This window comes from Achromobacter xylosoxidans, from assembly GCF_014490035.1.
Classification (GTDB): Bacteria; Pseudomonadota; Gammaproteobacteria; order Burkholderiales; family Burkholderiaceae_B; genus Achromobacter; species Achromobacter bronchisepticus_A.
Map to the genome: position 1 here is coordinate 930,504 of NZ_CP061008.1, position 18,077 is coordinate 948,580.

Consider the following 18,077-nt stretch of genomic DNA (forward strand, 5'->3'; position numbering starts at 1 on the left):
TTTTGGGACGCGGGTGTTAACGCATTATGTATCGCCGATACATTATTTTCGATTTTGAATACGTGAAACGCCATAAACTCGCCAGGCTTTTGCCCCTGCAGTGCGCCTGCAGGCCGAGGGGCGCCACCGCGCCGTGATACTGGTTGGCCTATGCAAGCCAATGATAGATATGGTCTTTTTGATGGCGCCTCGGCCTTCTGCGAGGCGCTTGGAACCGGCTCGATGCGTGCGCAGGCGGCCGCAAGGCGCGATTTACGGATTAGCCCCGCAATTGGGGCGCAATCCGTTTATTTGGCGCCAGTATTGAGATGTTTTAATCAAAAAATAAATTCTTATTAATGTCTCAGGTTGATCGATTGGACACGTTTAGCCATCGTCTGCGCAACGCAAGAATGCTTCAGGGATGGACTCAAAAGGACTTGGCGGTCGCAAGCAACCTGTCGCAAAGCGCTATCGGCAACTACGAGAGCGGGCAGCGCCGGCGGCCGTCCAGCGACGCCCTCATCAAGCTGACCCGTGCGCTATGCGTCAATCCCATGTGGCTCAGCACCGGCGAAGGGCCGATGCTGAACCCGGAGCCGGGCGCCATCCAGGCGGGCGCGGAGCGTGTGGCGCTCCCTGCCGCCTGGCCGTTCGAATCCATCTCCTATGCCACCTATGCGCGCCTGAGTTCCCAGGAAAAGCGGCAGATCGAACAAGTGCTGGCCGCCTACATCAAGGCACGCGGCGAATAGACCCGAGGGGCTGCGCGGGGGCGCCAGCGGGGCGCCGCCTGGCGTCGGACGCAGGCGCTGGATCGCGGTCGTCGGTGCGCAGACGGCTGCGCAGGCGTTCGATGGGGTCCGCAATCACGCTGTTGAGCAGGGCCGAGAATGCGATGGTGCTCGTGATCACCAGGGCCATGAACAGCAGCGGCTGATCCAGATGCGCTTCTTCAAGCAGCCACTTGAAGAACATGATCACCAGCGAATGGCAGATGTAGATCGGGTAGCTCAACTCGCCTATCGCCTTGTCGAGCCTGTGGCGCGACTGGAACAGGAAGGCCAGCGGCAGCAACGCCGCGAACAGCAGCACGGCCAGACCGTCGCGCACATTGTGGTTCATGGCGATCGAGAAATGCAGCACACAGTAGGCCGCCAGCACGGCCGTGCCGATTTCCGGCAGGCGCTTGATCCGCTGCGTCCAGGCCTTGTAGCGCGGCAACAGCACCTGATGCGACAGCGAACCGAGCAGGAACAGAGCGAGTTCCGTCGGGAAGAACCGATACGTCCAGGGATCGCTCAAGCCTATGCCCGTGGCGATCAGCACGCCGCGCAACGCCAGCGATGCGGCCAGCAATGCCAGCAGCCGGCGCGGCGAATGCAGGATGAAGGGAGCGACCAGATAGAAGCTCATCTCCACGCCCAGCGTCCATGCCTGCGGCACCAGCAGTCCTTCGTAAAGCGGAACTTCGCTGTGCGCGAAGCTGCCGGTGAACTTCAGCGCTGAATGTTCGATGCCGAAGAACATCAGCCAGTCCTGGCCCATGATGAAAATGTTGGAGAGCACCAGGAACAGCTCGGCGCTGAAGGGCAGCGCGTCGTAGATGCGGAAGAATGCGCCGCCGCTCATCACGTGCGCAGCCAGCGTCAGCGCCGCAACGGCAAGATAGATCGGGAACAGCCGCAGGAAGCGGTTTGCATAGAACTTGCCCACCGCGCCTTGATAGTGGTCGGTGGCGGTGAGTACATAGGAAATCAGGAAGCCTGAAATGACGTAGAACAGCTGTACCGCGAGACGGCCGCCCACCAGATGATCGGTGGCGCCTGCGCCCAGATGGTCCAGCACCACCGACAATGCCAACAAGGTTCTCAAAAAGCCCATCGCCGTGTCTCCCCGGATTGATCTTATTCTTGGCCCCCGTGAGGAGCCGGACACCTGCGCCTGCGGTCGTTGCGATCGGCTTCCGCGCTTGCATGCCGGCCTGGCACGGATGGCGATCTGTACTGATTCTGCGCGTCGATGTGCGCCGCCGCCATGGGGCGTTCGATGCAGCAAGGCCATGCAATTGGAGCGTGGTCCCGCAACGCCGTGCTGCTTTTGGATACCGCTTATGGGCTGAGAACACGCATGCGGGACCACAAGGCCGGTTACAGTCGAGGGATGTGTAATTGATGGAGTCCCGTACATGTCCAAGCTCTTGTCCACGCGCTGCCGCCTGATTGCCCCGGCTCTGCTGGCCGCAGCCCTGGCGGGTTGCGCCGGATCGACTGGCGGCGCGCGCCCGCAAGGCGCGGCTGCGGCCAACGCCGCCAGCAGCGCGGATTCGCTGGCCCAGACCAGTTGGGAACTGGTGCGTTGGACCCAGGCGGGCGGCGCGCTGCGCGACATTCCCCATGGCGACAACGGCGAACCCGTGCGCCTGACGTTCCTGGCGCAAGGCAAGCAGTACCGCGTCAATGGCTTTTCCGGCTGCAATCGCTACATGGGCACCTACAAGCTCGAAGGCGGCAAGCTCTACATCGACGCCCCAGCCGCCACGCGCATGGCCTGCCCCGCGCCGGAACGCGCCCGTCTCGAGGCGGACTATCTGCGCGGCCTGGCGTCCATCGACACGTTCACGCTGGACAACGGCGGCGCGCCGCGGCACCTGACCTTCAATCTGCGCGGCGGCGACGTGCTGGAGTTCGCGCGGCGCCAGGATCCGCCCACCCCCTGACGCGGCCGGCGGGGCGCGCATCAAAGAGTGTTAAGCCGTGAATAACGGTGCCGGGGCAAGCCTACAATGGCGTGGTCCGGCCCGCCTCCTTGCGCGGGCGCTGCATTCCTCGCTTTTCCCCGGGAGATTCTCATGCCCTTTTCCGCGTCTTTGCGCTGGCTGGCGCCTTGCCTGTTGTCCATCGGCCTGGCCGCCTGCTCCGCGCCGCCTCAGCGCGCCGCGGATGGCCAGGATCCGCGCTTCCAGCCCGCTTCCGCATCCGACATGCTGGCGCAGACCAGTTGGGACCTGGCGCGCTGGACCTTGCCGGGCGGCGGCTTGCGGCAGATTCCGCATCCGTCCTCCAATTCGCGTCCGCTTACGGCGAGCTTCATCCATGACCAGGGCTCGCCGCGCATCTCCGGTTTCTCCGGCTGCAACCAGTACAACGGTTCCTACACCGTCGCCAACGGCTTGCTGATCGTGCAGGGACGTCCGGTGTCGACCAGGATGGCCTGCGCGCCGCAGAACATGAAGCTGGAGCAGGATTTCCTGGCCGCGCTCACCAGCATCACCGCCTCGTCGGTGGACAACGCCAACAATCCGCAGCGCATGACCTGGGTGCTCAGCTCGGGCGACCGGCTGGACTTCGGGCGTCGCACCGACCCCATCGCGGGCGGCCAGCAGGGGCCGACCAAGCTGGTCTACGTGAACTCGGAGCGCGTGCCTTGCACCGCCGGCGCGGGCCGCGCCATGTGCTACCAGGTGCGCGACAGCGCCGGGCAGCCCTGGCAGCTCTGGTACGGCGAAATCACGGGCTTCAACTTCCAGCCTGGCGTGCGCTACCGCCTGCGCGTGGTCGAGGTCCGCAACCCGAATCCGCCGGCCGATGCGTCGACGGTGCAATGGGTGCTGGACGCGGTAGTCGAGCAGGAAATCGTCAATCGTTGAGCGGGATCAAGCGGGGCGGCGGGTGGTAAAAACCGCCCAGCGTTTACTATTACGCCTTTCGTCGCCCGCTTTTTTCCGCTTTTCCATGACTTCCGTCGTCAATATCGCCGCTTACAAATTCGTTTCGCTGGATGCCCTGCCCGAGTTGCGCGCCCGCCTTCTGGACGAGGCCGGCCAGGCCGCGCTCAAGGGCACCATCCTGTTGGCCGAAGAGGGCATCAACCTGTTCCTGGCGGGGTCGGCGGATGGCATAGACGCGTTTCTGCGCACGCTGCGCGCCGATCCGCGCTTCGCCGACCTGGAAGTCAAGTTCAGCCATAGCGCGGCAGTGCCGTTCCGCAAGCTGCTGGTGAAGATCAAGCGCGAGATCATCCGCATGGATCATCCGGCGATCCGCCCGGAAGCGGGCCGCGCGCCCGGCGTCGATGCGAAGACGCTGGCGCGTTGGCTGGAGGCCGGCGTGGACGACGCCGGACGGCCCGTGGTCATGCTGGACACGCGCAACGCTTTCGAGGTCGACGAGGGCACCTTCACGAACGCCATCGACTGGCGCATCGAACGCTTCACCCAGTTTCCCGCTGCGGTACAGGCGCACCGCGCCGAGCTGGAAGGCAAGACAGTGGTCAGCTTCTGCACCGGCGGCATCCGCTGCGAAAAGGCCGCGATCTACATGAACGAGGCCGGCATCGAACACGTCTACCAGCTCGACGGCGGCATCCTCAAGTACTTCGAGGAAACCGGCGGTCCCGGCTATGACGGCAAATGCTTCGTCTTCGATGAGCGCATTTCGCTGGATCCGGCGCTGGCGCCCAGCAAGGCCTGATGTACCGCGCTTAGTGACAAAAAGCCCGCCGATTTGAACCGGCGGGCTTTTTGCATTCAGCGGGGCGCGGGATCAGCGCACGCGCATGCCGGGCTTGGCGCCGGGGAACGGTTCCAGCACGTAGATGCCGGCGTCCACGGACTCATCCGCATGGCTGGCGGCCAGCACCATGCCTTCGGATACGCCGAACTTCATCTTGCGCGGGGCCAGGTTGGCCACCAGGACGGTCAGCTTGCCGATCAGGTCTTCCGGCTTGTAGGCGGACTTGATGCCCGAGAACACGTTGCGGTGGCGGCCTTCGCCCGCGTCCAGCGTCAGGCGCAGCAGCTTGGTCGAGCCTTCCACGTGTTCGCAATTGACGATCTGCGCGATGCGCAGGTCGACGCGCGCGAAGTCGTCGATGGAGATGGTCTCGGCGATGGGCTCGCCGCCAGGCACCACCACGGGGGCGGCAGGCGGCTCGAACAGGTCTTCCAGCATCTGCGGTTCGACGCGCTGCATCAGGTGCTTGAAGGGCGCCACGCGCTGCGGCAGCACGGCGGCATCGGCCCAGGTGAAGGGCGCCTGCGCGCCGAACAATTCCAGGGCCACGCGTTCGGCCAGTTCGGGCAAGACCGGGGCCAGCATCACGGACAGCGCCTTGAAGCCCGCCAGCGAGCGCGAGCAGATGTCCTGCAGGGCGGCCTTCTGCGCGTCATCGGCGGTGGCGATGCCCTTGGCCAGCACCCAGGGCTGGGCCGTGTCGAACGCCTGGTTGATGCGATCGGCGTAGGCCATGATTTCGCGGATGGCGCGGTTGTATTCGCGCGCCTCGAACGCGGCGCGGATGGACTCCGCCTGTTCGGCGTACTCCGCGGCCAGCGCCGAGGTGTCGCCCGAATAGCCGAGGACTCCATCGAAATGCTTGGTGATGAAGCTGGCGGCGCGGCTGGCGATGTTGACGTACTTGCCGATCAGGTCGCTGTTGACGCGGGCGATGAAGTCCTCGGGGTTGAAGTCCATGTCTTCGACCCGGGCGTTCAGCTTGGCGGCGATGTAGTAGCGCATCCATTCGGCGTTCATGCCGAGTTCCAGGTAGCGCAGCGGCGAAATGCCGGTGCCGCGGCTTTTGGACATCTTTTCGCCGCTGACAGTGATGAAGCCGTGCACGTTCACGGCGTCAGGCGTCTTGCGCCCGGCGAACTTCAGCATCGCGGGCCAGAACAGCGCGTGGAAATACACGATGTCCTTGCCGATGAAGTGGACCTGTTCGGTGGGGCCGGCAGGATCGAGCAGCGCGTCGAAGTCCATGCCCTTGACCGCGCAATACGACTTCAGCGAGGCCAGGTAGCCCACGGGCGCATCCAGCCAGACGTAGAAGTACTTGCCCGGCGCGTCCGGGATCTCGATGCCGAAGTAGGGCGCGTCGCGGGAAATGTCCCAGTCGCCCAGCTTGGCCTCGCCATCGTCCGAGCCCAGCCATTCGCGCGTCTTGGCCAGCATTTCAGGCTGCAGGTGCTTGCCGCCGGCGGCGTTGGAGCCGGTGGTCCATTGCTGCAGGAATTCCACGCAGCGAGGATCGGACAGCTTGAAGAAGAAGTGGTCCGAGGACTTCAGCACCGGCGTGGCGCCGGTCAGGGCCGAGTACGGGTTGATCAGCTCGGTGGGCGCGTAGACCGCGCCGCAGACCTCGCAGGAGTCACCGTACTGGTCCTTGGCGTGGCACTTGGGGCATTCGCCCTTGATGTAGCGGTCGGCCAGGAACATGCCCTTGACCGGATCGTAGAACTGCTCGATGGAGCGGGTTTCGATCAGGTCCTGGGCCTTGAGCGCGCGGTAGATGTCCTGCGACAGCGCGACGTTCTCGGCCGAATCGGTCGAGTGCCAGTGGTCGAAGCGGATGTGGAAGCCGTTCAGGTACTGCGGGCGCTCGGCGGCGTAGCGCGCCACCAGGGCCTGCGGCGTGATGCCTTCCTTTTCCGCCTTCAGCATGATCGGCGCGCCGTGCGCGTCGTCCGCACCCACGAAGTGCACCGTGTGGCCCGCCATTCGCATCGAACGAACCCAGATATCGGCCTGGATGTACTCCATGATGTGGCCGATGTGGAAAGATCCGTTGGCGTAGGGCAGCGCTGTGGTGACAAAAAGGGTGCGAGACATGGTTGTCTTTGGAGGTTGAGGGAAAAAAGGGGTAGGCCGGCCATTTTAGGGCAACCGCGCAGACTTGCCGGACAGCGGCCCATCAATGGCTCAACCCGCCCTTCGCGGCAGGCGAATCAGGCGGGTTGCGAAAGAATGCGGGAATGGGCGCCGATACAGGGGGGCCGGCCGTCCGGCAATTCCGCCGTGCGGACGCACAAACCCATGGCCCGCTTGCGCCGCGCGCGGCGCAAGCATGCGGGAAAGCCGCCGTCAGCGGATTTCGCGGGCTTCGACGTCGATCACGTCGCCGCGCGGCTGCGTGGCGAAGGGGGCGGTGGCGGACTGGAACGGTCCTGGGCGGGCGCCTTGGCGCTGGCTCCAATAGGCGCGCACGCCGAAAGGTTTGCCGCGCACCTTGGCGACCACGTACAGGATCGCCACGGCGATCGCCGTGGAAAGCATGAACACCAGCGCCATCGCCATGCCGATCAAGGCCAGGGCGGCGAATAGGACGGCACGAAAGAAGCGGATAAGTGTGTTGGTCATGAAGATCGGATGCAAAACGCAGGGAAAGGTTCCCGGGTATCCGCTATCCTTTAGGGGATGGCGGGCCGCAGAAGCCGCGCTGCCTACGGAACCATAGTGACATGAGTATAACGATAGAACAAATTCGCGCCGCGCTGCGCGCCGCGCAGGACCCGAATACCGGTATGGATTTGGGTGTTTCTGTAAAAGATCGTGACATCAAGCTGGAAGGCGGACGGGTTTCGCTGGCGCTGGAGCTGGGGTATCCCGCCGACGCCGCGCGCGCCCAGGTCCGCGACATCGCCGTGGCGGCGCTGGCCGCGGCCGGCGTGGCCGATGCCCAGGTCGAGGTGAGCTGGAAGGTCGCCGCCCATGCGGTGCAGAAAGGCCTGAAGCCCTTGCCCAATGTGCGCAACATTATTGCAGTGGCATCTGGCAAGGGCGGCGTGGGCAAGAGCACCACGGCCGTGAACCTGGCCCTGGCCCTGGCGGCGGAAGGCGCCAAGGTGGGCGTGCTGGACGCCGACATCTACGGCCCCAGCGTGCCGACCATGCTGGGTATCTCGGGCCGTCCCGAAAGCCTGGACAACAAGAGCATGGAGCCGCTCACGGGCCACGGCCTGCAGGCAAACTCCATCGGCTTCCTGATCGACGCCGACTCGCCCGCCATCTGGCGCGGCCCGATGGTGACGCAGGCGCTGGAGCAACTGCTGCGCCAGACCAATTGGCGCGACCTCGATTACCTGATCGTCGACATGCCTCCCGGCACGGGCGACGTGGCGCTGACCCTGGCGCAGAAGGTGCCGGTAGTGGGCGCCGTCATTGTCACCACGCCGCAGGACGTGGCGCTGCTGGACGCGCGCAAGGGCTTGCGCATGTTCCAGAAGGTTGAGGTGCCGATCCTGGGCGTGGTCGAGAACATGGCCATCCACATCTGCTCGCAATGCGGCCATGCCGAGCATATCTTCGGCGAGGGCGGCGGCCAGCGCATGGCCGAGCAATACCAAACGCCCTGGCTGGGCAGCCTGCCGCTGACCCTGGCGATCCGCGAGCAGACCGATGCTGGCTCGCCGACCGTGGTGTCGGATCCGGGCAGCGAAGCCGCGGCGCTGTACCGCGGCATTGCCCGTAAGCTGGCGGCTGGCGTGGCGGCGCTTCCCCGCGACATGGCTGGGAAATTCCCGTCCATCGTCGTGCAGCAACCGACCTGACGCATGCGGTGGGCAGCCCGCGCCTTCTTGGCAGGACTTGTGGTGATGACGGGCGAGGCATTGGCCAAGCGCCCGGAAATCATTGTGGACCCCGGCGGCGTGCCGCCGGCCGCCCTGCAGGCGATTACCGAAGCCGTCGATGCGATCGCGCGGCTGGCGGAGGACCAGGACGGCGGTGAAATCAACCGCCTGCGCCGCCGCGCGCGCGACGCGACGCTGGCGGCCCTGGCCACCCAGGGCTATTTCTCGCCCACCGTGAAGCTCGAGGCCGGCACCGATATCGGCGGAGAAACCTGGGACATCAGCATCGTCTCGGGCAAGCGCACCACCGTCGCATCCGTGGACCTGAATTTCACCGGCCGCATTACCCGGCCCGAGTTCGCTGCCCGGGTGCAGAAGCTGCGCGACGACTGGCAGTTGAAGACGGGCCAGCCCTTCATCAACAGCGACTGGAACAAAGCCAAGTCGAGCCTGCTGGACGCGGTGTCATCGCGCGACTTCATGCTGGCGCGCATGACCGCGTCGCAGGCGGAAATCGAGGCCGATACGGCGTCGGCCGCCCTGCGCGTCACGATAGACAGCGGTCCCCAGGTCCGCATGGGCGAACTCACCACCGAAGGCCTGAAGCGGGTGCCCGAGAAGCTGGTGGAGCGCTATGTGCGCTACTCGCCGGGCGCTGCCTATGACCAGGACAAGCTGGACACCTGGCAGCAGGACCTGCAATCGACCGCGTTCTTCCGCGGCGCGTTCGTATCGCTGGAGCAGCCGGGCCAGGCGCAGCCGACGCCTGGACCCAACGCCGACCGCGCACGCGCGCCGGGCTCGACCGATCTGGCCGCCTCCACGCCGGCAGGAGATCCTTCCGTGTCCGGCGGCATGCCACCGCCAGCGCCCGCCTACGACTCGAACGGCGAAGTGACCTTGCCGGTCCAGGTGCGGGTGGTGGAAGCGCCGCCCAAGCGGTTCACCGGCTCGATAGGCGTGGACGACGAGGCCGGCCTGCGCGTGGAATCGCTGTACCGGCAGAACGTGGTCTTTGGCCAGCCGCTCACCATGGAGACGGGCTTCAGCGTGGACCGGTTGCAGCAGCGCGTCTACGCGGACTTCCTGTTGCCGCCGAATCAGCGCGGCTACAAGGATTCGTTCGGTGTGCTGTACGACCACTCCGACATCCAGGGGCTGGATGTGACGCGATACGCGTTGGGCGCGACGCGCCTGCAGGAGCGCAAGGGCGCGGGCAACAGCCGGGTCGAATACGAAACCCGCTGGGGCCTGCTGCTGGCGGAGGATCACGTGAAGATCGACGGCGGCGACCAATACAAGCTGCCGACCCTGACCGCCACGGCCGAATGGCTGCGCCGCGATGTGGACAACAAGTACGACCCGCGTGAAGGCAATCTGATCGCGGTGGGCGGCGGTGTGGGCGTGACGCTGGACTCCGGCGAACCCTATACCCGCGCCCGGCTGCGGGCCCAGAAATGGTGGCCCATCGGCAAGCTGGACGTGCTGACCGTGCGTGGCGAAGTCGGCCGGGTGTGGTCCAACAGCAAGGTGCGGGTGCCGGACGATTTCGGTTTCCGCACCGGCGGCGCGCGTTCGATCCGCGGCTACAAGTACCAGAGCATAGGCGTGCAGCAGGATGACGCCGTGGTGGGCGCGCCCACGCTGTTGGTCGGCAGCATCGAGTACGACCACTATTTCAATGAGCGCTGGGGCATGGGCGTTTTCGTGGACGCGGGCGACGCCGCGGAATCGTTCGGCGACATGTCGATGGCGGTGGGCTACGGCGTAGGCGCCCGCGTGCGCACGCCGGCCGGGCCCTTGTTCCTGGATGTGGCCTACGGCCAGCGCGACCGCGACCTGCGTCTGCACTTTTCCTTGGGGATCGCGTTTTGAAGGGCCTGCGCAAATTCCTGCGCCATGTGCTGGTGTGGTGGTTGCCTGGCCTGGCCATGCTGGCTGTGCTGGCCGGCGGTTTCCTGTTCTGGCTGGTCGGCTCGCAGAACGGCACGCGGCTGCTCCTGACCACGGCCGCCCAGCAACTGAACGGCCAGGCGCTGGACGTGAGCGGTTCGCTGCTGCGTGGCGTGTCGGTGGGCAAGCTGGACCTGGACGCGGGCGGCACCCGCGTCGACATCACGGACCTGCACCTCGACGTGAACTGGCGCGCCCTGGGCGACCGCCTGCTGCACGTGCGCGATGTCTCGGCGGGTTCGGTGTACATCGGCCTGGCCGCGTCGTCCGAGACGACGCCGGCGGAGGACAACGGCGAGCCGTTCTCGTTGCCCGAACTGCCGGTGGACATCGCCGTGGACCGGCTGGCGCTGGGCGACTTCCAGCTGGAACAGGACGGCGCGCCCTTGCCCGTGACCCTGGGCAATCTGGACGCCACCTTTGCCGCGGGCAAGCAGGGCGCGCAGCTACGCATCGCCAGCCTTAGGGTGGGACACGAGGCTGCGCAAGCGGACATCTCCGGGCAGGCCGAGCTGCAAGGCATGGCCGATCCGTGGCCGTTCGCCGCTCGCCTGGACGTGACCGCGCGCGGGACCGGCCCCGATTCTCCGCTGTGCGAAGCCGACAAGCTGAGCGGCGTGTATGAGCGTCAGGCGGGCGCTGCCAGGAAGCCGGAACCCAAGCCAGCCGCCAAGACCGACCCCAAGGCCGAATCGAAGGACGAATCCAAAGCCGGGGCCAAGGCGGATCCCAAGACCGCGCCTTCCGAGCCGCCCCGGCCCGCCTGCCAGGTGGTGCTGCGCGCCGATGCCGCCGGTTCCCTGGATGGTATCCAGGCCAAGGTGGACGGCGAGGGCTCCGGCCTGCTGCTGGACTTGACCGCCGACCTGGCCCCGCGCACGGCGCTGGTACTGCGCAGCGCCCGGGCGCAGGCGCAATTGCCAGACAAATCGACCCTGACCGCGCAGCTCGACCTGCAATCCGATACCACGCAAGGCTCGGGCCGCGACCGCATCGCGGGCACGATAAGCGCCCAGCGCCTGGACCTGTCGCCCTGGCTGGGCAAGGATATTCCGCCTGCGGTGCTGACCGTGCGCGGCGACGTGCAAGCCGACATCGAGAACCTGAGCCAGCTGCGTCATGCCGCGGTCGATCTGCGCTTCGAAGAGGGCACGCGCTGGAACAAGCAGCCCCTGACCGGCGCGCTCAAGGCCCAGGTGGATATCGCGGCGGCGACCGATAGCGGGGGACCCGCCGCCGCGCCGAACGCCGCCGCCGCGCCCGAGGCCGATCCTCTGGCCGGGCTGCGCATCCACGGCCTGGACGTGGACCTGAAGCTGGGCCGCAACCGAGTCCAGGCCAAGGGAGAGCTGGACGCCAAGGACGGCGCGCTGTCGCTGGACGCGCAGGCGCCCCAGCTCGACGCGTTCTGGCCGGGCATTCCCGGCGGCGCGGAATTGAAGGGCAAGCTGACGGGCACGCCGGCTGCGCATCGCGGCGAGCTTGCGGCCGGCTACACGCCGCCCAAGCCGCGCGCGGGCGTACTGGGCGAGGCGCCCGCCAAGGCCAACATCGTTTTTGCCGGCGCCTGGGGCAAGGGTCCTGCGGGCACGCCGGATGCCGCTCTGCCGGGATGGCGCGGCACGTTTTCGCGGCTGACGGCCGAGACCGCCGGCTTCGCGGTGGCCGTGGACCGGCCGGTCACGCTGGCTTTCGTGCCGTCCGCCGTGGAACCGCAATGGCAGTGGCAGGTGGGGCAGACGGCGCTGAGCCTGACCCTGCCCGGCAAGGAACGCGTGGTCCTGGCGCACCAGGGGTCGCGGGGCGGCGGCAAGCGTTGGGAAACGGCCGGGCAGGCCGACAACCTGGTGATCACGGCCGCCATGGCGCGCCAGGTGATAGGCGCCGTCGATCCCGAGGCTGCGGCCAAGCTGGGCAAGCGGCCCGGCCGCGTGAACGCGATGGTGCCCGAGGGCCAGCGCCGCATCGCGCTGGACGTGTTGTGGGACCTGAAGTTCGATGGCCGGCTGGGCGGCCGCGCGCGCATCGCGCGCCGCGAGGGCGATCTGCTGATACCGGGCGATCCTCCCATTCCGCTCGGCCTGAAGGCGCTGGTGCTGGACCTGACCGCCACGCCGACCTCCGCCAATGCCAGCCGCCTGGACGCCAAGGTCAACCTGGCCACCGATAAGATGGGCCTCATCAACGGCACCGGCACCGCCGTGCTGGTGGTGGACGCCAAGGGCGGCATGGCGCTGGACCCGCGCCAGCCGCTGCGCGCCAAGCTGGACGCCGATATCGCCGACCTGGCCTGGGTCGGCCTGTTCGTGGGCGACTCGATGGAAGTCGGCGGCACGGTCAAGGCCAATCTGGAAGCCCAGGGCACCCTGGCGGGCAAATGGTCGGCCAGCGGCAACATCCGCGGCGACAAGCTGCGCGTGGTGCGCATCGACGACGGCGTGCGGCTGATCGACGGCACTTTGTCCGCGCGCCTGGAGGGCGACCGGGTGGTGCTGGAAAGCCTGCGCTTCCCGGCTTCGCTGCGGGTGATGCCGGCCGAATGGCGCACCAAGGAGTGGATCACCACCAATCCCGAGGCCAAGGGCGGCTACGCCGAGGCCAAGGGACAATGGAATTTCATCGACGGCGGCGGCGATATCCGGCTGACCCTGTACCGCTTCCCGGCGCTGCAGCGCTCGGACCGCTACGCCATGGTTTCCGGGGTCATCGACGTGAAGGCTGCCATGCCGCGCATCGACATCGTGGGCGACCTGAAAGCGGACGCGGGCTGGTTCAGCCTGGAAATCCTGCAGGGCGTGCCGTCGCTGGACGACGACGTCAAGGTGCGCCGCCCGGGCGACGACCCTGGCACGGTCTCCACGCCGCTGCAGACCAGCATGAACCTGAAGTTCGACATGGGGCCGCGCTTCTACATCACCGGCATGGGGCTGGACGCGGGCCTGCTGGGCTCCATCCAGATCATGCTGAACGATGGGCGCCTGACCGGCGTGGGGGCGCTGCGCACCCGCGGCGGCGGCATCGAGGCCTACGGCCAGAAGCTGCGCCTGAGCCGCGGCACGCTGACCTTCCAGGGCCGTCTGGACAACCCCTTGCTGGATATCGAGGCGCTGCGCACGGGCGAACAGGTCGAGGCGGGCGTCAAGGTGGTCGGCACGGCGCAGCGGCCGCGCATCGATCTGGTGTCGTACCCGGACGTCAGCGACGTGGAAAAGCTGTCCTGGCTGCTGCTGGGCCGAGGTCCTGACGAAAGCGGCGGCGACGCGGCGCTGCTGATGTCGGTGGGTACCGCGCTGCTGGGCGGCGGGCAGCCGTTCTACAAGCAGTTCGGGTTGGACGACGTCAGCATCAAGACGGGCAACATCGGCAGCTCCGGCAGCATCCTGCCGGACCGCACGGTGGCCGGCGACGTCAACCGGGACAGCGACAGCCAGCTGGCCACGCAGTTCCTGGTGGCCAGCAAGACCTTCGCCAATGGCATCACGCTGAGCGTGGAGCAGGCGCTTTCCGGCACCGACACCGTGGGCCGGGCCAGCTACCGGCTGGCGCGCGGCCTGTCGGTGGACCTGAAGGGCGGGGCGGTCAACGGCATCGCGCTGGTCTACCGGACCTTCTGGGGGAACTGAGGCGGAATCGGGCGGCACGGTCCCGCCCGGCCCCTCGCAGGTGGCGCATCCGCACTCGGGATAAAATGGCGTCCACTCCATTCCCTAGCACCATTCCCACCATGAGCATCAAAAGCGACCGCTGGATCCGCCGCCAGGCCGAAGCCGGCATGATCGAACCCTTCGAAGCAGGGCAGGTCCGCACGGCCAATGGCGGGCGCATCGTCAGCTACGGCACCAGCAGCTACGGCTACGACGTGCGCTGCGCGGACGAATTCAAGATCTTCACCAACATCAATTCCACCATCGTCGACCCCAAGAATTTCGACGAAGGCTCGTTCGTGGATTTCAAGGGCGACGTCTGCATCATTCCGCCCAACTCCTTCGCGCTGGCCCGCACGGTCGAGTATTTCCGCATCCCGCGCAGCGTCCTGACTGTCTGCCTGGGCAAGAGCACCTATGCGCGTTGCGGCATCATCGTCAACGTCACGCCGCTGGAACCCGAATGGGAAGGGCACGTGACGCTGGAATTCTCGAATACCACGCCGCTGCCGGCCAAGATCTACGCCGGCGAAGGCTGCGCGCAGATGCTGTTCCTGGAAAGCGACGAAGTCTGCGAGACCTCTTACCGCGACCGCGGCGGCAAGTACCAGGGTCAGCGCGGCGTGACCCTGCCGCGCACCTGAGGCCTCAGCCTGCGCGCCCGGACACCGGGCGCAGGTAGTCGATATCCCACTCGCTTTCGCCCGTCTGCACGAACCCGTGCCGGCGGTAGAAGCGGTTCGAGTCGCTGCCGCGCAGCGCGCCCAGGCTTACCGCCAGCCCCAGGCGGTCGGCCTCCAGCAGGATCTTGCGCATGACCTGTCCGCCCAGCCCCGAACCCTGGGCGGCGGGGCGGATGTACAGATGATCCAGGCGCAAGCCGTCGCCCTCCGGGCGCAGCGCGTAAAACCCGATACGTTGGCCGTCCTGCTCGATGGACCAGGTATGTTCCGGCCGGAACGTGCTGCGCAGCCGCGAGCGCGCGCGCGCCGGGTCGAAGCGCCCCAGGCGCTCCAGGCTTTCACGCATGGCTTCGATGCGCAGCGCCAGCAGGTCTTCGAAATCGGCTTCCGAGACCGGCGAGTATTGCAGCGGCGGCGTGGCGAACTCGTCGTAGCCCCGGCCCAGGAACTGCAGGATGCAGATGCCGTGTCCGTAGGGGTCGCTCAGGTGGGCGATGCGGCCCCAGGCATGCGAGACGGCTGGATCTTCCAGGCGCGCGCCGGCGGCCACCGCCTGTGCGACCGCGCGGTCCGCGTCCTCCACCACCACGTCCAGATGCACTGGCGTCCAGTGCCGCGCGTAGTCGCGCGGCTGACGCATGGCGCCGGCGGCTGGCGTGCCCGCAGCCTTTTCCAGCAGATAGATGGGCGCCTCGGCCCCCAGCATCTCGGCCGCTTTCGGTCCCAGCCGGCGTCGCAGTGTCAGGCCGAAAGCGCGGTGATAGAAGTCGATGGCGTGTTCGAGATCGGGCACGTCGATGTTGACCAGGATGCGCATTGGGGATCCGTCTGCTGAGTGAAGGCGAAAAACATATCATGGCCGCGGCGCCCGGTGTTACTTGCAAATCCGCTAAAGAACATCGCCGCCGCGTCCGTAAATGACAGTACATGTGTTTGCCGATTTGGCGACGTCATCTCCGCAAGCGTAAAAAAGCCCCGACCCGTGCGTTACCCCCATATCCCCTGGCTGCCTTTGTTGTTCTATCCTGCGCTGCCGGTGGCCGCCGCGGTGGGGCTGCTGCTGTGGCGCGAATGGCCGCCGGCCTTGACGCAGATCGTGCCGTTCGTGCCTTGGGTGATGGCGTTGATCGGCGTGGCCGTGTGCCTGATGTACCAACGCGCGCAGACCATGGTGCTGATGCTCAGCGTGCTGGCCGCCACGGCGGCTTGGCCGGCGCTGGCCACGGAAGCACCCTGGGCCGTCGGACCGGCGCTGGCGTGGTGGTCGCTGGCCTACACCATCAACGCCCTGTGGTCCGAACGCTCCAGCATGCTGCTGGACCTGGCCGCTCGCATCGGCCTGATCGCCGCTGGCGCGGCCGCGATCGCGCTGGCCGGCAAGGACGGCGTGTCCGATCTGTTCGGCATGCTGTCCGTGCAAGGCAGGTTGGCGCACCTGAGCGTGCCGATCGAAGGGTTGATTGCGCTGCTGGCTACGGGCCTGACGCTGACCCTGCTGCTATTGCGCTATGGGCGTCCGCAACAGGCGGGGCAGTGGCTGGGCTTCGTGTGCATGGCGTGGGCCTTGCCGCGCGGGGCGGAACATCCCGTCGAACTGGCGCTGATGTCCACCGCCGCGCTGACGGCCCTTTGCATCTCGCTGGCCCATGAAGGTTTCCACATGGCGTTCCGCGACGAGCTCACCGGCTTGCCGGGCCGGCGCGCGCTGAACGAACGGCTGCAGCGCATGGGCCGCGTCTATACGCTGGCGATGGCCGACGTCGACAACTTCAAGGCTTTCAACGACACCCACGGCCATGACGTGGGCGACCAGGTTCTGCGCATGGTGGCGGCCCAGTTGCGGCGCGTGCCGGGCGGCGGCCGGGCCTACCGCTACGGCGGCGAGGAATTCACGCTGGTGTTCCCGGGCAAGACCGCGGCGGAAAGCATGCCGCACCTGGAAAGCGTCAGGCGCTCCATCGAGGCCTACCAGATGCGGCTGCGCGACAAGCCGGTGCGCCCCAAGGCCGACCAGATCGGCCTGCGCCGCCGTGGCGGGCGCGATGTGCGCAATGCGCGGCCGCTGCGGGTGACGGTCAGCATAGGCGTAGCCGAACGCAGCGACGCCCTGCGCGCGCCCGAAGCGGTGATCAAGGCGGCGGATCAGGCGCTCTACAAGGCCAAGGACGAAGGCCGCAATCTGGTGCGGGCCTACGGCACGCGGCGCCGGGCTGGCGCGGGCTGAGGCGGCGCCGCTACTTGCCGGCCAGCGGCAGTGCCATCAGCGCTTCGTCGTAGAGTTCACCGTTCACGCACAGCGCTTCTCGCTCGCGTCCGTATTCGGCAAAGCCCAGGCTCAGGTACAGCGCGGTGGCGGCCTGATTGTTGGCGGTCACGCTCAGCTGCACCTGGCGGATGCCGCGCATGCCTGCTGCATGGGCGATCGCCGCCTGCATCAGTTGCCGCGCCAGGCCCTGGCCGCGCTGCGCCGGCGCCACGTACATGCTCCAGATGTGCGCCTTGTGGCGCATCTTCAGTTTGCGCTGGCGGCCCACGCCGACCATGCCGGCGAGGGTCTCGCCGCAGAACACGCCAAACATTGCGCTGTCGTCCGAAGGCTGGATCCAGCCGCGGATATCCTCCAATGTCAGCGTGTGTTCCTCTTCGTAACTCGATCCGAACGATTCAGGGGTTTCCACCAGGGCGTCCAGGCGCAATTGGCGCAGCGGCGCGGCGTCGGCGGGAACAAGGCGTCGGACGGAGATCGGGGACATGGTCGGCAAGTGTTGGGAATAGGGAACGTTCGGCGGTGGATTGGGCAGTATAGGGGGACACGCTGCCTATAATGGTCCTAACGCCGCTTGCGGTTTTCACAAAGGAGCCAATGATGTTCGGTTTCCTCAAGACAAACCAGGACGCCAAGCGCGACGAAGTCCAGGAAGAGTTCGTGGCGCGCGTGGCGGGTGCTGCGCAGGACTTCGTCCAGGCAGCCGGATCGGCCGGCGCCGTGCTGGATTACACGCCGTCCAGCGTCCATGCGCTGGACGAGGCGCTGGAGGCCGCCCATCTCGGGACCTTGCCTCTCACTCCCATGCAGACCGTCGGCGCCGCCGCCTACCTCTACGAGGTGGGACGCCGCGCGTATGGCGGTCTCTACGAAGTGTGCGACGACGAGGACCCGGTGGTGCTGGTCTGCGGCGAACCCGAAGCCGAGGTCTGCTTCGGCGCCATCGCCAAGGTCGAAAGGCGCATCCGCTACGGCTCCGCCGAGGCCATCCCGCCCTATTTCGAACAGTTCCTGATGGCCTTGCAGGCGGGCGAAGCCCGCACCATCCGCTAGCGTCCCGGCGCTTCGGGCGCCCGGTTTGCTCCCCGGCGCGGCCCGGCTCTCTGTGCTGAAAACGTCCGCTTTTGGCGCGATGACAACGGCCGTCCGGGCCATTCCGGGATTTCCCTTAGGACTGTAAGAAAAACAGCCCTACAATTCGG

15 protein-coding genes are annotated in these 18,077 nt (G+C 66.8%); 10 read left to right on the forward strand and 5 right to left on the reverse strand.

From position 1 onward, the window contains the following. Nucleotides 1-392: 392 nt before the first annotated feature. Complete coding sequence (locus IAG39_RS04295) at nucleotides 393-734, forward strand: helix-turn-helix domain-containing protein (protein WP_059371296.1); 342 nt, start codon at nucleotides 393-395, stop codon at nucleotides 732-734. Here the strand turns inward: IAG39_RS04295 and IAG39_RS04300 are convergent. Next, nucleotides 715-1,863 carry an acyltransferase family protein gene (locus IAG39_RS04300; protein WP_059371297.1) on the reverse strand — a complete coding sequence of 383 codons (1,149 nt, stop codon included), beginning with the start codon at nucleotides 1,861-1,863 and terminating at the stop codon, nucleotides 715-717. The genes IAG39_RS04295 and IAG39_RS04300 overlap by 20 nt on opposite strands. A gap of 304 nt (nucleotides 1,864-2,167) precedes the next feature. Between IAG39_RS04300 and IAG39_RS04305 the strand changes: the two genes are divergently transcribed. The 3 genes from IAG39_RS04305 (at nucleotide 2,168) to IAG39_RS04315 (ending at nucleotide 4,451) form a co-directional block, all read left to right on the forward strand. After that, nucleotides 2,168-2,698, forward strand: coding sequence for an META domain-containing protein (locus IAG39_RS04305; RefSeq protein WP_054452006.1), 531 nt, complete (start codon nucleotides 2,168-2,170; stop codon nucleotides 2,696-2,698). Between the two features lie 132 nt (nucleotides 2,699-2,830). Further along, nucleotides 2,831-3,628 (forward strand): META and DUF4377 domain-containing protein, encoded by a 798-nt coding sequence (locus IAG39_RS04310; protein ID WP_118931394.1) that lies wholly within the window; start codon nucleotides 2,831-2,833, stop codon nucleotides 3,626-3,628. Nucleotides 3,629-3,713: 85 nt separating this feature from the next. After that, nucleotides 3,714-4,451, forward strand: a complete 738-nt coding sequence (locus tag IAG39_RS04315) for a sulfurtransferase (protein ID WP_059371300.1) — start codon at nucleotides 3,714-3,716, stop codon at nucleotides 4,449-4,451. Nucleotides 4,452-4,523: 72 nt separating this feature from the next. Here the strand turns inward: IAG39_RS04315 and metG are convergent, their stop codons facing one another. Then, nucleotides 4,524-6,590, reverse strand: coding sequence for a methionine--tRNA ligase (gene metG, locus IAG39_RS04320; protein ID WP_059371301.1), 2,067 nt, complete (start codon nucleotides 6,588-6,590; stop codon nucleotides 4,524-4,526). Between the two features lie 252 nt (nucleotides 6,591-6,842). Next, nucleotides 6,843-7,118 (reverse strand): hypothetical protein, encoded by a 276-nt coding sequence (locus IAG39_RS04325; RefSeq protein ID WP_006226181.1) that lies wholly within the window; start codon nucleotides 7,116-7,118, stop codon nucleotides 6,843-6,845. A 101-nt stretch (nucleotides 7,119-7,219) separates the two neighbouring features. Here IAG39_RS04325 and apbC point away from each other — a divergent pair, with 101 nt between their 5' ends. The 4 genes from apbC to dcd all read left to right on the forward strand — a co-directional run bounded on the left by apbC (nucleotide 7,220) and on the right by dcd (nucleotide 14,570). After that, nucleotides 7,220-8,308: an iron-sulfur cluster carrier protein ApbC gene (gene apbC, locus IAG39_RS04330; protein WP_059371302.1), complete on the forward strand. Its 1,089-nt coding sequence runs from the start codon at nucleotides 7,220-7,222 to the stop codon at nucleotides 8,306-8,308. Nucleotides 8,309-8,311: 3 nt separating this feature from the next. Then, a complete protein-coding gene (locus tag IAG39_RS04335; protein ID WP_118931393.1) occupies nucleotides 8,312-10,204 on the forward strand; it encodes an autotransporter assembly complex protein TamA in 1,893 nt (630 codons plus the stop codon). Continuing rightward, entirely contained in the window at nucleotides 10,201-13,905 is a 3,705-nt protein-coding gene (locus IAG39_RS04340) for a translocation/assembly module TamB domain-containing protein (RefSeq protein ID WP_118931392.1), read from the forward strand. The genes IAG39_RS04335 and IAG39_RS04340 overlap by 4 nt, the downstream gene beginning before the upstream one ends. Nucleotides 13,906-14,006: 101 nt before the next feature. Continuing rightward, nucleotides 14,007-14,570 (forward strand): dCTP deaminase, encoded by a 564-nt coding sequence (gene dcd, locus IAG39_RS04345; protein WP_041654363.1) that lies wholly within the window; start codon nucleotides 14,007-14,009, stop codon nucleotides 14,568-14,570. A 4-nt stretch (nucleotides 14,571-14,574) separates the two neighbouring features. Here the strand turns inward: dcd and IAG39_RS04350 are convergent, their stop codons facing one another. Continuing rightward, nucleotides 14,575-15,426, reverse strand: a complete 852-nt coding sequence (locus IAG39_RS04350; RefSeq protein ID WP_118931391.1) for a GNAT family N-acetyltransferase — start codon at nucleotides 15,424-15,426, stop codon at nucleotides 14,575-14,577. A gap of 165 nt (nucleotides 15,427-15,591) precedes the next feature. On the opposite strand from IAG39_RS04350, the gene IAG39_RS04355 reads away from it, so the two are divergent. Further along, on the forward strand, nucleotides 15,592-16,833 hold the full coding sequence (locus IAG39_RS04355) for a sensor domain-containing diguanylate cyclase (RefSeq protein WP_059371305.1): 1,242 nt from the start codon (nucleotides 15,592-15,594) through the stop codon (nucleotides 16,831-16,833). A 10-nt stretch (nucleotides 16,834-16,843) separates the two neighbouring features. Here the strand turns inward: IAG39_RS04355 and IAG39_RS04360 are convergent, their stop codons facing one another. After that, nucleotides 16,844-17,362, reverse strand: coding sequence for a GNAT family N-acetyltransferase (locus IAG39_RS04360; RefSeq protein WP_059371306.1), 519 nt, complete (start codon nucleotides 17,360-17,362; stop codon nucleotides 16,844-16,846). A gap of 113 nt (nucleotides 17,363-17,475) precedes the next feature. On the opposite strand from IAG39_RS04360, the gene IAG39_RS04365 reads away from it, so the two are divergent. Next, the gene (locus IAG39_RS04365; RefSeq protein WP_059371486.1) at nucleotides 17,476-17,928 is read left to right on the forward strand and encodes a hypothetical protein; all 453 of its coding nucleotides are present in this window, start codon (nucleotides 17,476-17,478) and stop codon (nucleotides 17,926-17,928) included. Nucleotides 17,929-18,077 lie beyond the last annotated feature (149 nt).